Annotated in this window: 15 protein-coding genes; 3 read left to right on the top strand and 12 right to left on the bottom strand. The window is 72.6% G+C overall.

Going from position 1 to position 14723, the window contains the following annotated elements:
- Positions 1 to 56: 56 nt before the first annotated feature.
- The 3 genes from ACQEUX_RS29685 to ACQEUX_RS29675 all read right to left on the bottom strand — a co-directional run bounded on the left by ACQEUX_RS29685 (position 57) and on the right by ACQEUX_RS29675 (position 3520).
- The gene (locus ACQEUX_RS29685; protein WP_433055331.1) at positions 57 to 2417 is read right to left on the bottom strand and encodes a sodium-translocating pyrophosphatase; all 2361 of its coding nucleotides are present in this window, start codon (positions 2415 to 2417) and stop codon (positions 57 to 59) included.
- Positions 2418 to 2729: 312 nt separating this feature from the next.
- On the bottom strand, positions 2730 to 3167 hold the full coding sequence (locus ACQEUX_RS29680) for an ATP-binding protein (RefSeq protein ID WP_030334228.1): 438 nt from the start codon (positions 3165 to 3167) through the stop codon (positions 2730 to 2732).
- On the bottom strand, positions 3164 to 3520 hold the full coding sequence (locus tag ACQEUX_RS29675; protein ID WP_347663550.1) for an STAS domain-containing protein: 357 nt from the start codon (positions 3518 to 3520) through the stop codon (positions 3164 to 3166). Before ACQEUX_RS29675 ends, ACQEUX_RS29680 begins: the two co-directional genes overlap by 4 nt.
- A gap of 188 nt (positions 3521 to 3708) precedes the next feature.
- Here ACQEUX_RS29675 and ACQEUX_RS29670 point away from each other — a divergent pair, with 188 nt between their 5' ends.
- The 3 genes from ACQEUX_RS29670 (at position 3709) to ACQEUX_RS29660 (ending at position 7043) form a co-directional block, all read left to right on the top strand.
- Complete coding sequence (locus ACQEUX_RS29670) at positions 3709 to 6090, top strand: DEAD/DEAH box helicase (protein ID WP_433057229.1); 2382 nt, start codon at positions 3709 to 3711, stop codon at positions 6088 to 6090.
- Positions 6091 to 6192: 102 nt separating this feature from the next.
- On the top strand, positions 6193 to 6396 hold the full coding sequence (locus tag ACQEUX_RS29665) for a hypothetical protein (RefSeq protein WP_433055327.1): 204 nt from the start codon (positions 6193 to 6195) through the stop codon (positions 6394 to 6396).
- Between the two features lie 68 nt (positions 6397 to 6464).
- The gene (locus tag ACQEUX_RS29660; protein WP_433055324.1) at positions 6465 to 7043 is read left to right on the top strand and encodes a hypothetical protein; all 579 of its coding nucleotides are present in this window, start codon (positions 6465 to 6467) and stop codon (positions 7041 to 7043) included.
- Positions 7044 to 7269: 226 nt separating this feature from the next.
- Here the strand turns inward: ACQEUX_RS29660 and ACQEUX_RS29655 are convergent, their stop codons facing one another.
- From ACQEUX_RS29655 to ACQEUX_RS29615, 9 genes are all read right to left on the bottom strand, one after another.
- The gene (locus ACQEUX_RS29655) at positions 7270 to 7689 is read right to left on the bottom strand and encodes an Rv3654c family TadE-like protein (RefSeq protein ID WP_433055322.1); all 420 of its coding nucleotides are present in this window, start codon (positions 7687 to 7689) and stop codon (positions 7270 to 7272) included.
- Entirely contained in the window at positions 7689 to 8084 is a 396-nt protein-coding gene (locus tag ACQEUX_RS29650) for a TadE family type IV pilus minor pilin (RefSeq protein WP_433057227.1), read from the bottom strand. Before ACQEUX_RS29650 ends, ACQEUX_RS29655 begins: the two co-directional genes overlap by 1 nt.
- Before the next feature lie 47 nt (positions 8085 to 8131).
- On the bottom strand, positions 8132 to 8299 hold the full coding sequence (locus ACQEUX_RS29645; protein ID WP_081883916.1) for a DUF4244 domain-containing protein: 168 nt from the start codon (positions 8297 to 8299) through the stop codon (positions 8132 to 8134).
- Between the two features lie 22 nt (positions 8300 to 8321).
- On the bottom strand, positions 8322 to 8927 hold the full coding sequence (locus tag ACQEUX_RS29640) for a type II secretion system F family protein (RefSeq protein ID WP_433055320.1): 606 nt from the start codon (positions 8925 to 8927) through the stop codon (positions 8322 to 8324).
- Entirely contained in the window at positions 8927 to 10267 is a 1341-nt protein-coding gene (locus tag ACQEUX_RS29635) for a hypothetical protein (protein WP_433055318.1), read from the bottom strand. Before ACQEUX_RS29635 ends, ACQEUX_RS29640 begins: the two co-directional genes overlap by 1 nt.
- The gene (locus ACQEUX_RS29630) at positions 10240 to 11451 is read right to left on the bottom strand and encodes a TadA family conjugal transfer-associated ATPase (protein ID WP_433055316.1); all 1212 of its coding nucleotides are present in this window, start codon (positions 11449 to 11451) and stop codon (positions 10240 to 10242) included. The genes ACQEUX_RS29635 and ACQEUX_RS29630 overlap by 28 nt, the downstream gene beginning before the upstream one ends.
- On the bottom strand, positions 11448 to 12551 hold the full coding sequence (ssd, locus tag ACQEUX_RS29625; protein WP_433055314.1) for a septum site-determining protein Ssd: 1104 nt from the start codon (positions 12549 to 12551) through the stop codon (positions 11448 to 11450). The genes ACQEUX_RS29630 and ssd overlap by 4 nt, the downstream gene beginning before the upstream one ends.
- A 217-nt stretch (positions 12552 to 12768) precedes the next feature.
- The gene (locus ACQEUX_RS29620) at positions 12769 to 13779 is read right to left on the bottom strand and encodes a CU044_5270 family protein (protein WP_433055312.1); all 1011 of its coding nucleotides are present in this window, start codon (positions 13777 to 13779) and stop codon (positions 12769 to 12771) included.
- Positions 13779 to 14330 (bottom strand): RNA polymerase sigma factor, encoded by a 552-nt coding sequence (locus ACQEUX_RS29615; protein WP_433055310.1) that lies wholly within the window; start codon positions 14328 to 14330, stop codon positions 13779 to 13781. Before ACQEUX_RS29615 ends, ACQEUX_RS29620 begins: the two co-directional genes overlap by 1 nt.
- Positions 14331 to 14723 lie beyond the last annotated feature (393 nt).

The following is a 14723-nucleotide window of genomic DNA, read 5'->3' as shown; positions in this document are numbered from 1 at the left end:
GGCCGGGTCCCCGGTCGACGCGGTACGTCGGCCGGGGACCCGGTGCCGGTGGTGGGTCAGGCGTTGACCGTTTCCGGCCGGTGGTCGGTGCTGCCGGCGCCGGTGTTGCCATCGGCGTCGGAGTCGGACATCGCGATGCCCTTGCGCTTGCTGAACACCACCGACGCCACGATGATCAGCGTCGCGACCAGCGCGATGCCGACCCGCAGGCCGACGTTGCGGTCGTCGCCGACGCTGTACGCCACCACAGCGGGCGCGATCAGCAGCGAAACCAGGTTCATCACCTTGATCAGCGGGTTGATCGCCGGGCCGGCGGTGTCCTTGAACGGGTCACCGACGGTGTCGCCGATGACCGTGGCGGCGTGCGACTCGGAGCCCTTGCCGCCGTACGCGCCGTCCTCGACCAGCTTCTTGGCGTTGTCCCAGGCCCCACCGGAGTTGGACAGGAACACCGCCATCAGGGTGCCGGCCCCGATCGCACCGGCCAGGTACGCCGCGAGCGCGCCGGGCCCGAGGCCGAAGCCGACCGCGATCGGCGCCAGGATGGCGAGCAGGCCGGGGGTCATCAGCTCGCGCTGCGCGTCCCGGGTGCAGATGTCGACGACCTTGCCGTACTCCGGGCGCTGGGTGCCGTCCATGATGCCGGGCAGCTCGCGGAACTGCCGGCGGACCTCCATCACCACGGCACCGGCCGAGCGGGACACCGCGTTGATGGCCAGCCCGGAGAAGAGGAAGACCACCGCCGCACCGATGATCAGGCCGACCAGGTTGCGCGGGTTCGCCACGTTCAGCGAGTTGAGAATCTCGGTGCCGACATCCTGCACACCCGCGCTGGCGTACGCCGTGCTGAGCGTGTCGGTGTACGAACCGAACAGCGCGGTCGCGGCGAGCACCGCCGTGGCGATCGCGATGCCCTTGGTGATCGCCTTGGTGGTGTTGCCGACCGCGTCCAGCTCGGTCAGCGTGCGAGCGCCGTGCTCGTCGATGTCGCCGGACATCTCGGCGATGCCCTGGGCGTTGTCGGAGATCGGCCCGAAGGTGTCCATCGCGACGATCACGCCGACCGTGGTGAGCAGGCCGGTGCCGGCCAGCGCCACCGCGAACAGCGACAGCGTGATGGAGCTGCCGCCGAGGAGGAAGGCGCCGAAGACGCCGGCGCCGATCAGCAGCGCCGAGTAGACCGCCGACTCCAGGCCGATGCTGATGCCGGCCAGGATCACGGTCGCCGCACCGGTCTGCGAGCTCTTGCCGATGTCCTGCACCGGCCGCCGGTTGGTCTCGGTGAAGTAGCCGGTCAGCGCCTGGATCGCGGCGGCCAGCACGATGCCGATCACCACAGCGCCGATGGCCACGACCCGTGGGTCACGGTCGGTGAAGCCGAGGCCGCCGTCCAGCTCGGCGAAGGTCGCCGGCAGGTACGCGTAGGCGGCGATCGCCACCAGCACCGCGGAGAGCACCGCCGAGAGGTAGAACGCCCGGTTGATCGCGGTCAGGCCATTGCGGTCGGACGCGCGCAGCCGGGTGATGAAGACGCCGACGATAGCGATCAGCACGCCGATGGTGGAGATGATCAGCGGGAAGACCAGGCCCTCCTGGCCAAACGCGGCGCGGCCGAGGATCAGCGCGGCGACCAGCGTCACCGCGTACGACTCGAACAGGTCGGCGGCCATGCCGGCGCAGTCACCGACGTTGTCGCCCACGTTGTCGGCGATGGTGGCGGCGTTGCGCGGGTCGTCCTCGGGGATGCCCTGCTCGACCTTGCCGACCAGGTCGGCGCCGACGTCGGCGGCCTTGGTGAAGATGCCGCCGCCGACCCGCATGAACATCGCGAGCAGTGCGGCGCCGAAGCCGAAGCCCTCCAGCACGGTGGGCGCGTCACCCCGGTAGACGAGGACGACCAGCGCCGCGCCGAAGAGGCCGAGGCCGACGGTGAAGAAGCCGACGACGCCGCCGGTCCGGAAAGCGATCTTCATGGCCGCCTCGCGGCCGCCTACCCGCTCCCTCGCGGCGGCGGCCACACGCAGGTTGGCTCGGGTGGCCAGCCACATGCCAGCGCCACCGATGAACGCGCTGAACAGGGCGCCCACCACGAAGAAGAGTGAGCGGCCGATCTTCACCGCGAGCTCACTGCCATCGGTGTCGTGCACCGGAAGCAGGAAGAGCAGCACGACGGCGACGACGACGAAGATCGCCAGGGTGCGGAATTGGCGAAGCAGGTAGGCCGAGGCGCCCTCCTGGACCGCCCCCGAGATCTCCTGCATTTTCTCGGTGCCCTTACCAGCGGCCAGCACCGTTTTTGTCAGGGCGGCAGCGAAACCGAGCGCCACCAACGCGACAACCGCGGCGATGACGACGTAGGTGACATTGCTTCCGGTAAGGGAAAGCCCGCCGCCGTCGGCGGCCAAGGTCTCGGACATCTGTGTCCTCCTGTTACCGAACAATCGCGCCGGTGAGTGGAGACGCACTGACCGACGCCTGGATGCGGACTCGCAAGCGCGCGCCAACCCACCAGCGGACCAGCGATGAACACCCATACCCGCTGGCTGCGGGATGGGTCACTTGCTGACAACCCGGGTACTGTAGCCCTCCACAGTGTTGGAGGTCACACCCAGGTGGCACCGTGTCGCGATGATCTTCGTCGCTGTGTTATGAAACGAAATCTGATATAGGGCCCCATCCATGCAACAAGGCCGCATCCCAGTGGGATGCGGCCTTGGAACCGGATTGGGTCAGCGGCCGACCGGCCACACCATCCGCACCTCGGTGCCGATGCCCTCGTCGACCGGGCGCACCTGCAGGTCCTCGACGAAGCCGGCGAGCAGCGCGAAGCCGACACCGGTGGTCAGCGCCTCGTCGGTGAGCGACTCGTTGGCCAGCTCGTCCGGTGGCAGCGCGGTCAGACCGATGCCGGCCTCGATCGGCGCCCGGTCCACCACCCGCACCGCGTACGAGCCGCCGTCGGACATCTCCACCAACACCGGGTCGGCCAGGCCGTACTGGCGATGCAGGGCCACCGCCCGGGTGCACGCCTCGCCGATGGCCAGGCGCACCTCGTCCAGCAGGTCCTCCCGGACCCCGGCGCGCCGGGCGACGGCCACGCCGACCAGCCGGGCCGTGCGCACGTGCACCGGGGCGGGCGAGAACGAGAGCTTGACTGTCGCCATCACGCGCCGGCGCCAGCCGGGTCGGCGCTGACCGCCGCGTCGACCGTCGGGTGCAACGGGAACACCTGGTCCAGTGCGGTGATCCGGAAGATCTTGAGCAGTGGCTCCTTGTCGCAGACCAGGGCGAACGACCCACCGGCCGAGCGGAGCCGCTTGAGCGCGCCCACCAGCACGCCCAGCCCGGTGGAGTCGAGGAAGTCCACCCGACCGAGGTCGACCACCACGTGACGAGCGCCACCGTCGATCAGTTCGAGGAGTCGTTCGCGGAGCCGGGGCGCGGTGTAGACGTCCACCTCACCGCCGACCTCGAGCACCGTGTGCTCGCCCACGGTGCGGGTCGCCAGCGACAGCTCCATCGGTCCTCCTCGCCAGAGCCGTAAACTCTCGTGGGCATCTAACCATTACCGCCGGTGCGGCCTGCGGACGCCAGCGGAGGCTTCCCCTTACCCCAAGGCCTGACTTTTCATCTCCGAACACCAGTGCGAGAGTGCAGGGCGTGACCTCCAACGACTTCAGCTCGGCGCGTCTCGCGCCGCGCCACGACCTGGAGTCGTCGTCCGCCGCCACCGTATCCGCTGGTCCCGGCCCCGGGCCATCGCCGGCCGACCTGCTGCGCCGGCTGCGCGCCCGGGGCGCCGCCGACCCGGTCACCCACGTCGAGCGGGTGCCGGCACGCGCCGGGGTGCCCGCGCCGTGGCCGTCGTGGGCGCAGGCAGAGCTGCGCGCGTCGTTCACCCAGCGTGGCGTGGTCGCGCCCTGGCAGCACCAGGCCGAGGCGGCCAACCTGGCGTACGAGGGCGAGCACGTGGTGGTCGCCACCGGCACCGCGTCCGGCAAGTCCCTGGCGTACCAGCTCCCGGCGCTGGCCACCCTGCTCGCCGATCCCCGGGCCACCGTGCTCTACCTGGCACCGACCAAGGCACTCGCCGCCGACCAGCTGCGGGCCGTCGCCGCGCTGGAGCTGGAGGGGGTACGCCCAGCCTGCTACGACGGGGACACTCCGCGCGCCGAACGGGAGTGGATCCGCCGGCACTCGAGGTTCGTGCTGACCAACCCGGACATGCTGCACCACGGCATCCTGCCCGGGCACGCCCAGTGGTCCGGCTTCCTGCGCCGACTCGCGTACGTGGTGATCGACGAGTGCCACACCTACCGGGGTGTGTTCGGCTCGCACGTGGCACACGTACTGCGTCGACTGCGCCGGCAATGCGCCCGGTTCGGGGCCACCCCGGTGTTCGTGCTCGCCTCGGCGACCTCCGGTGACCCGGCGACCGCGGCCGGGCGACTGACCGGGCTGCCGGTGACGGCGGTCACCGAGGACGCCTCACCACGAGGCGGGGTGACCTTCGCACTCTGGGAGCCGCCACTGCTGCCACCGGACTCCTCGGCGTCCCCGTCGGTGCCCGCGCAGGCGACGGGTGGGCACGACGGCGCGACGGACCTCGTCCAGGTCCGCCGGTCGGCGCTGCGGGAGACCGCTGACCTGCTCGCCGACACGGTCGCCGAGGGAGTACGCACACTCGCGTTCGTCCGCTCCCGCAAGGGTGCCGAGGTCGTGGCGGCCAGTGCCCGCCGGTCGCTCGACGACGCGGTGCCGGGGCTCGGCGACCGGGTGGCCGCCTACCGGGGCGGCTACCTGCGCGAGGAACGGCGCGAGCTGGAACGGGCGCTGCTGCACGGCGACCTGCTCGGCCTGGCCTCCACCAACGCGCTGGAGCTGGGCGTGGACCTGGTCGGGCTGGACGCGGTGCTGATCTGCGGCTACCCGGGCACCCGGGCGTCGCTGTGGCAACAGGCGGGCCGCGCCGGGCGCGCCGGGCAGGAGGCCCTCGCCGTGCTGGTGGCCCGCGACGACCCACTGGACACCTACCTGGTGCACCACCCGGAGGCGATCTTCGGTGCGCCGGTGGAGGCTACGGTGCTCGACCCGGCCAACCCGTACGTGCTGGCACCGCAACTCGCCTGCGCCGCGGTCGAGGCGCCACTCACCCCGGCCGACCTGGTGCTCTTCGGCGACGGGGCGAAGGAGGCGGTCGACGAACTGGTGGCGGCCGGGGCGCTGCGGCAGCGGCCCACCGGCTGGTACTGGCGGCACCGGGAACGGCCTGAGGTGGACCTGCGCGGCGAGGGCGGCGCCCCGGTCGCCGTGGTGGAGTCGTCGACCGGCCGGCTGCTCGGCACGGTCGACGGCGGCTCCTCGCACTTCCTGCTCCACCCCGGCGCGGTCTACCTGCACCAGGGCGTCTCGTACGTGGTCGACGAGCTCGACCTCGCCGACGGTTGCGCGCTGGTGCACACCGAGGAGCCGGACTGGTCCACCCACGCCCGCGACGTCACCGACCTCTCCGTGGTGTCGGTGCGCTCCTACGTGGATGCCGGGCCGGTCGGCATGTTCCTCGGCGAGGTGGACGTGACCAGTCAGGTGGTGTCGTACCAGCGGCGCAGGATCGCCACCGGCGAGGTGATCGACACCCGGCCACTCGACCTGCCCACCCGGGAGCTGCGCACGGTGGCGGTCTGGTTCACCCTGTCGCCGCAGTCGTTGGCTCTCGCCGGGGTCCAGTCGGCCGACGTGCCAGGTGCGCTGCACGCCGCCGAACACGCCGCGATCGGCCTGCTGCCGCTGATCGCCACCTGCGACCGGTGGGACATCGGTGGGCTCTCCACCGCGGTACACCCGGACACCGAGGCACCGACCGTCTTCGTCTACGACGGCCATCCGGGTGGCGCCGGGTTCGCCGAGCGCGCGTACGGGACGGCCTCGGCCTGGCTGCGGGCCACCCGGGACGCGATCGCGGAGTGCGGCTGCGAGACCGGCTGCCCGTCCTGCGTGCAGTCGCCGAAGTGCGGCAACGGCAACAACCCGCTCTCCAAGCCGGACGCGATCCGGGTGCTCGACGTGGTGCTGGCGAACCTGCCCGAGTGAGCGCCTTGCATGAATCGCCGTGGCGCGGGGCACAATGATGTGGGAGCGCTTCCATCGATGATGCCCATATTGCTGATCGCCCCCCGCGCCCGAGGAGGAGCCGTGGCCGACACCATCGCCGAGACCGTCGACCTGCTCTACACGATCGACCAGGAACAACTCACCCTCGACCAGCAGATCGCGCTCGGGTCGGCGCTGGCCGCCCTGGCCCAGGCGGAACGGCTGGAGCAGATCAACGAACGGCTCCGCGGCATCCACCAGGTCCTCAACGGGTGGGCGCTGCGCGCCACGGTCGACGGCCGTTGACCTCGGGCACCGGCAGCAGATGTCGGGCTGTGCGAGACTCCGGCGGACCAACCCCCAGAGGAGTTCACATGCAGCTCGACAATCTGCAGAACCAGCACCAGTTCCACGTCCGTCAGCGACTGCGCATGATGGTCAACCAGTACGAGGTCCGGGCGGTCTCCCCGGACGGCACCGAGGGCGAGCTGCTGGCGTTCGCGCAGCAGAAGCGGCTCGCCTTCAAGGAGCAGGTGACGATCTACGCGGACGAGTCCAAGCAGCAGCCCCTGCTCGGCTTCAAGGCCCGCCAGCGCATCGACCTCGGCGCCACGTACGACGTCACCGACGCGGCCGGCAACCCGATCGGCCTGTTCCGCAAGGACTTCGCCCAGTCGCTGCTCCGGTCCACCTGGCACGTCGAGCAGGGCGGTCTGCCGCAGGTGACGGGCCAGGAGCGCAGCATGCCGGTGGCACTGCTGCGCCGGTTCGTCGACTCGCTGTCCTGGCTGCCGTACCACTTCGACTTCACCGCCGGCGGCCAGCCGGTCTTCACCGTGGTCAAGAAGTGGGGCCTGCGCGACAAGTACGTCGTCGAGGTGCAGAACCCGCAGATCGACCGCCGTCTGGTCATCGCGATGGCCGTCGCCCTCGACGCGCTCCAGGCCCGCTGACACATCCAGGCCCGGCCACCCTTTCCCACCGGGACAAGCGGCGATCTGGGTCGGCACGGACCCCCGCATCTGCCCACCACACAGGTCGTCGAGGTCGAGGCGTAACCGTGGCGCCTCCGGCTGATGGGTGACCGATGTGCCGCGACACGAGCGCGCCGCCCGCCGCGGATCCGTGGCGGGCGGCGCGGTTGGCGGGCGGAGTGACCTGGCCGGCTCGGCTGCCCGCTCAGCCACGCAACGGGCCAGCACGGGCCGTCGACACGGCGGTCCGGGTCAGGCCGGGAATTGGCGTGAACGCCACCTCGACGGTCACCAGCACGTCCAGCCCGTCGAGGCGACAGCCGACCATCCGGCCACCGTTGCGGCCGACGATGTCCGCAGCGGACGCGCACGCCGTCGTGTCGCCGCCGAGCGCTCGGGCGGCCCCGGCCAGCGCGCCGAGATCGGCCGCCACCAGCGCCCGCTGATCCGCCATCCCGGCTGCTGCGACAGCGGCGCCGAACGTCCCGAACAGCACCAGGACCAGCCCTATCGCCAGCAGCAGGACGGTCGCACCCCCTCGCTGGGCGTCCGACCGGTCATCATCGAGTCGCTCGGCAGTCGGCCGGTGGCGGCAGCGCTGTGACCCACCATCAGGTCGTCGCATCACCAACTCCCCTCGCCAGCGCCCGGTTCCACGGCTGCGACGGCGGTGGCGACCACGGTGATCCGCGGTAGCCGACCGCCCAGCGTGCGCACGGGAGCGCGTATCGTCGCCCGCACCCGATCGCCATCGGCCGACACCGACACCTCCGCCCCGGGCGGCGCCACGCGCCCGCCAACCGCGCCGCCATCCGCACCGCGGGCGGCGGCCAGTGCCGCCTCGCGGGCCGCGTGCAGGCAGGCCGCCTTGGCACTGACGGCGTTGACCGCGCTCAGGCCGGCCAGCAGGAGCAGGAGCAGCGCCGGCAGACCGGCCGCCAGTTCGGCGGTGAACGATCCTCGATCCCCGCCGACGGCTGGTTCGACAGTGCGGAATCTCCGCCCATTGTCAGCCGCCAGCCCACGAGTGCCAGACCTCCGATCGCGGCCGGTCTGCCGGCGCCCGATCACTTCAGCGCCCGGTCGATGACGGCGGTCAGCGCCGACTGGACGTTGCCCGAGGTCAACACCTTCAACAAGATCCCGGCGAAGGCGACGGCGGCGAGCGTGCCGACGGCGTACTCGGCCGTGTTCATTCCGGCGTCCCCGCGCAGGCGGGCGATCAGTTTGCGCATGGCTGTTTCCTTTCTCGATGGGTCAGAGCACGTCGCCGAGAACGGCGACAATCACCGGCACCAGGCCGGCGAGAATGAACGCCGGCAGGAAGCAGAGCCCCAACGGCAGGACGATGAGCACGCCCGCCCGGCGGGCCGACGCCTCGGCAGCGGTGGCCCGATCGGCGCGCAGATCGTCGGCGAGCCGGGCCAGCGCACCGGCCAGGGCGGCACCGCTGTTGGCCGAGCGCATCGCCGCTGCGGTCAGCCGCTCCGCGCCGGGCACCCCATCCAGCACGGACCATGCCTCCGCCGGCCCTCCGCCGAGCAGCAGGATGCGCCCGGCCCGGGCCAGCCGACCGGCAAGCGGTCCGTCCAGCGCGTCGGCGACGGCCAACACCGAGCGGTCAACCGGGGCGCCCGCGCGCATCGCCGCGGCCAGCAGGTCGGCGGCGAGCGGGAGGTCGGCCACCTCCTGAAGCCGCCGCTTGCGCATGCCCGGCGACTCGATCCGCCGCAGCAGGAGATCCAGCAGGAACGCGGTCGGGACCGCACCGAGCAGCCCGAGCCAGCCCTCGACGACCACGGCCACAGCGAGCCCGCCCAGGGCTGCGGCGAGCCGGATCGCGTCCGGCCGGTGCCGGGGCATCAACCGGCCCGCCCCGGTGTCGCGCCCAATCGTTCGGCCCACAGGAGACCGACGACCTGCAGGGCGACCGCGAGAACCGCGCAGACTCCACCGACCGTGCTGTGCAGGAGCACCGCCACGGGGTCGACGCCGATTCCGTACCCGAGCCCGATCCCGCCGATCGGCAGCGCCGCCAGCAACCAGCCCGTGGCCCGCGCACCGGCAGCCTGTGCCGCCGCGGCGGCCAGGCCACGGTCGGTCGCCCGAGCGTCCGCCTCGATCCGCTCGACGAGTTCCGCCAGTGGCGCGCCGGTCCGGTCGGCCAGCCGCACCGCGGCGGAGGTCAGCTGACGCAGACGGTCCGAGTCGTCCCAGCCGCCGGCGACGGCGACCTCGAGCGCGTGCGGGACAGACAGACCCGCCCGAAGGTCCGCAGCGAGGCCGCAGAGCTGGTCCAAACCACGTCGTCGGATTCGCTCGGCGCGACGGTTCGTCCGCCAGCGCAGCACGGCGCGCACGGCCAGCATGCCGTAGCCGGCCACCGCGACCGCAGCCACCGGTCCGCCGACCACAGCACCGACGCCGCCTCCCACTAGGCCGACCAGCGGCAGCAGACGTGCCGTCGACCGCGTGGCACGGACCGACGTAACCGCGCTCGACGGACCGGCCGTCATGTCGGCGAGGCCGACGGACCGATACTCACGGCGGTCGACGTCCTCCCCACGCCCCTCGGCCGTGGCCGAGCCGAACAGTTCGCCCCGGCGGGCATCCTCACCGTCTCCGCGCCCAACGGCCGCCACCGCGCCTGAAGCCTCGCCCCGACAGCCCGCCTCCACGGCTCCGCTGTCGCGTTCGATCGCGGCCACTGTTGTGCCGCCCCCACGTCCCGTGTCGGGGGTCGTGGCCGCCGGCCGGGCGGTGCCGGCCGGGCGCCGAGGATCCCGACGGGTCGGCGGACGTGTCGGGCCTGCCGGCCCCATCGGCCCGGCCGGCCCTCGCGTCGCCCCGGGCCAGCTCGGGCTGCCGGTGACGTCCCGGCTGGGCCAGCCGAGCGCCGTCTGTCTTCCGCTGGTAGCCGCGGCCGTTGCCGGCTGGTAAGGGACGCCGCCCGGACGACCCAGGGTCGGCGAGTCGCCCGAGGCGTCGACCGGCGCCTCCGGCGTACGGCCGAGTTCCCGGATCCAATCCATCAGCGCGTCATCCGGGTCGGCACCGCCGCTCCCACGTCCCGTCACCAGCACGCGACGTCGGCGGGCCCGGATGCTGTGCACGGGCCACACCACCAGTGCGGCGGCGACCAGGAGCAGCGCCGCCACCAGCACCGTCCCGCCGTTCATGCCGGGCCCGCCGATCCCGGCCACGGCTCGCTGAGGATCGGTGGCACCGCCACGCCACGCTCTCGCAGGAGCGCCCCGAGCGCGCGGGCGGCCAGACCGAGCCCGCTGCCGCGTACCCAGGCAGGCACCACGGTCACCAACCGTTCGGGCCCCTCTGGCAACAGCAGGCAGACCGACTCCAGCACCCGTCCCCGATCGCCACGTCGCACCTGGAACAGCACCTGCAACGCGGCGGCCACCTGGGCGTGCAGCGCGGCGCGGGGTAGCCCACCCAGCATGCCCAGCGCCTCCAGCCGGGCCGGCACGTCGGACGGGGTGTTGGCGTGCAGAGTGCCAGCGCCCCCGTCGTGGCCGGTGTTGAGCGCGGCCAGCAGGTCGACCACCTCACCGCCCCGGCACTCACCGACCACCAGCCGATCCGGGCGCATCCGCAACGCCTGCCGGACCAGGTCGCCGAGGCTGACCACGCCCGTCCCCTCCACATTGGCGGTACGCGCCTGGAGCCCCACCACGTGCGGATGACCCGGACGCAGCTCGGCGGCGTCCTCCACCAGCACGATCCGCTCGGTGGCCGGCACCAATCCCAGCAGTGTGTTGAGCAGAGTCGTCTTGCCAGACCCCGTGCCGCCCGTGACCAGATACGCCAAGCGGGCCGCGACGACGGCGGCGAGCACCGGTGCCACCGGTCGCGGCACGGTCCCCTGGTGCACCAGCTCGTCGAGAGTGAACGGCCGGTGTCGGAAGGTCCGCAGGGACAGGTACGGGCCCTCGGTCGCCACCGGCGGCAGCACGGCGTGCAGCCGGGTGCCGTCGGGCAGCCGGGCGTCCGCGTACGGGGAACCGTCGTCGAGCCGCCGCCCGGCGCTGGCGATGAGTCGCTGCGCCAACCGGCGGACGTCCTCCACCGAGCCCACCGGGACCGCCACCTGGTGCAGCCCTGCCCCCCGGTCGACCCACACCCGGGTGCCGTTGACAAGGACGTCGGTCACCTCCGGGTCAGCCAGCAGCGGTGCCAGCGGCCCGGCCCCGACGAGGTCGTCGTGGACCCGGTCGGCGATCCGCAGCACGGCGGTGTCACCGAGCACCGCGGCGGTGGGCTCAGCCCGTACTGCTGAGACGATCGCCGCCGGGGTGACCGGGGTGGTGGCCGCGGCGATGCGCTGCCGCACCCGGGCGGCCAGGGTGCCGTCCTCCGGCCGGCCCGTCATGCCGCACCCGCGGCTGGTACGCCGGTGAGCTCGGTGACGATCCGCTGGCAGAGGGCGGCCAGCGGACCCCTGCCCGCGGCCGCCGGCGCCTCGCCTCGCTCCAGCCCTCGACAGAGCCCCGGCTCGGGGCGCAGCGTGCCGGCCAGAGGAAGCCCGAGCGCCCGTGCCACCTCGGTCGCGCGCAGCCGGCCCGGGGCGGGCCCGCGCACCACCACCGAGAGCGCGGCGCAGTGCGGGACGGCGGCGGCCACCACCCGCGCGGCCGCCGCCGTGGCTCGCAGCTCGGCCGGGACGACGACGAACGCCTGATCGGCCGCCTGCAACGCCATCACGGCGGCGTCGTCCAGTTGCCGAGGCAGGTCGATCACCACGAAGTCCCGCCCACGACGTGCCGCGTCGAGGGTCGCCGCCATCGCCGCCGCGGGCAGCACCAGCAGGTCGCCGCGGTCCCAGGAGAGCACCACCAGGTCACCGCGGCTGGGTAGGGCCCGGACCAGCGCCGGGGCGTCGACCCTCCCGTCCGCACCGGTGAGCGAGGGCCAGCGCAGCCCTTCCAGTTGCTCCCAGCCCAGCACGAGGTCGAGCCCACCGCCGAGCGGGTCGGCGTCGACCAGCAGGGTGCGCAGCCGGGCCCGGGCGGCGGTCACGGCAAGCCCGCCGGCGAGCACGCTCGCCCCGGCACCGCCCCGCCCGCCGAGCAGCGCGACGATCCGGGCGCCGGAGCCGTCCCGACGGTCCGGGCTCTGTTCGGCGAGCCGGTCCACCAGCCACGGTTCCGCGGCGGGCAACGCGGCGACGTGCTCGGCGCCGATCAGCTCGGCGATCTGCCAGCCGGGGTCGATCTGGCCGGCCCGGCCGACCAACACCAGCCGGGGCCGGTGCGGTAGCCGTGCGCGCAGACACGACTGCGCCTGGTCGGCGCCGAGCAGCACCAGCGGTGCGGGAACCCAGCGGGTACGGGCGGCCGCCGGGTCGGCGGCGAGCTCCACCTCGGTCCCGCCGGCGGCGGCGAGTCGAAGCAGGTCGTCGAGCAGATCGCCGTCCCCGGTGACGACCAGGGGGAGTTGTCGGATCGGCGGAACGGAGGTACGGGGTGCCATCGCGGCCTCCAGCGGGTCGGGCTCCGGTGTGCCGCCGACCCTGCTCGGAATTCGCCCCGCGAACCGTCCCGACCGCCCCGCCTGTGGACAACTCGGCGGGCTGTGGACAACGCCCGACGAGACAGTTGATCTGCTACGCGCAGCGCATGTGCGACCGATGCTCCGACTGGAATGAATCGTAGCGGGGCCGCTCCCGAGGGAGCGGCCCCGCTACCGGTCAGCCCAGCCGGTCGGTCCAGGCGGTATCGAGGATCACCTTGTACGAGCTGATCCGCACGGGTGCGAGCGTCAGCCGCTCGTGGGCGAGCAACTCCCCCGTCAGTGGGTCGAAGATCAGCAGAGACTGCGCGTCGTGCTCGCGGTCGTCGAAGGTGACCGCGACGCCCTTCCGTCCAGCGCGGTCGGTCACCTGCCCTCGCCAGCGGAAGCCGGGAACGTCGGCGAGGACGCGCAGGATCTCCGCGCGGGTCTGCCGCGGCACGACGTACCGCCCGTACACCGTGCTGACCTCCTTGCTCACCGCACCGGCGCCGTACGCGGTCTTCAGCAGTTCGCGTAGTTGCACCCGATCAGCCTGCGGTGGCGTGAGTTCCCTGGGCGGCAGCGGAACGGTGGCGGGTGCGGGCGTGCCAGCCACCGCAGGGCCCTTCCCGAGATTGCGTTGCCAGTAGTCCCGGGACTCCTGGTCGGGATACTGCGGTTCCAGTTGGACGGTGATCCGGTTGCCGGTCCCGTCGGCGGCCTGCCAGACCTTGGTCTCGTCGGCGAAGGCGACATGAAAGCGGCCGTCGGCGGAGGTCATCACCGGGTCGCCCCACAGCTTCGTGTGGTGATACATGTAGCGCCCGGCCCGGTTGTCGTACTTCGCGTCGGCGAGCTTGCCGGCCAGGGCGCGCAACTGCGGACCAGCCGGCGGCGCGTCCGCGTCGAACTGGTACGCGACCGGCACGAGCACTGATCCGGGCACGGCACCCGGCACGTCCCCGGTGTCCGGGCCGACCCCGTCGAACGGCTGGAGGACCGCCACGGCGCCGGCCGCGACCGCCAACGTTCCGGCCGTCAGAACCAGCCGGCGCGTCGGGCGTACGCGGCGACGACCGACGACCGGCTCGGCAGGTCCGGCACGGTCGATCAGGTCGCGCGCCGAGACCGAAGATGGCGGCACGGCGGTGTCCCGGGCCGGGTCGACCGGGCCGAGGAGGGTACGGGTTCGCTCTGCTCCGAACATCACAGGTCCTCTCGAATACTCGCCAACACCGGACGCCGGGGCCGGGCGGGCTGGTCTGACATCGCTTCGGTGAGGCGTCGGCGGGCACGGTGCAGACGTACTGCCACGGTCGCGCGCGTACAGCCGAGTACCTGGGCCGCCTCGGAGACCGTCAGCTCCTCCCAACCAATCAGCCGGAGGATCTCCTGATCGAGGTCGTTGAGGGTCGCCAGGGCCGCCCGGACGTCAGCGACCCCCACGGTGACGTCAGCGCCGGACGGGTGCGCCACCTGCGCCAGGTCGGCGTCGGTGATCGGCAGGAAATCGGGGGCGCCACGCCGCGACCGCCAGTGGTTCGCCAACAGGCGCCGGGCCACCCCGTACAGCCAGGGCAGGCTGCGGTCCGGCACCTCGCCGCGCCGACGCCAGGCGACGACGAAGACCTCCTGGGCGAGCTCCGCCGACGCCTCCGCGTCGGCCAGCCGACGCAGCCCATACCTGACGATGTACGCGTACTCGGCCGCGTAGAGCCTGGTGAACCAGGCTTCGTCGCGTTTCTCCGGTGGACCCACCCGAACCCCCATTGCCTCGGCGACTCTCACCCTGGCTTGTGTCGCGACCGGCCCGACGATTACCGCGGTATTCCTCCCCGGCGAGCTACTCAGTAGCCGGGGGCTGTGCGAAGCGGGCAGCAAGTCCCTCGTCGGTTGCCCGGGCTCAGTGCCAAGGCGTCGAGGACGGAATGACTGTGGCCCCGCACCGAAGCACCGCGTCAGGGAGGCGGGTGCGCAGCCGCCGTGGGGCTACTCGGCCGACACGATCGCACCTGTGGTCACCGGTTGGATGGGACACCGTCCGTCTGCGATGCGATCTCGGCGTCGACGGAGCTTTACCAGTACAAGAAAACTAGCAGGCACAAGGTCTGACCGGTATCGGGCAAATGCTCGATATTGTGCGCTAGGACA

It is taken from the genome of Micromonospora sp. CA-259024 (assembly GCF_050936255.1).
Classification (GTDB): domain Bacteria; phylum Actinomycetota; class Actinomycetes; order Mycobacteriales; family Micromonosporaceae; genus Micromonospora.
Note: the sequence above shows the minus strand (reverse complement) of the source record. Positions and strands in the feature narration are given on the sequence as shown.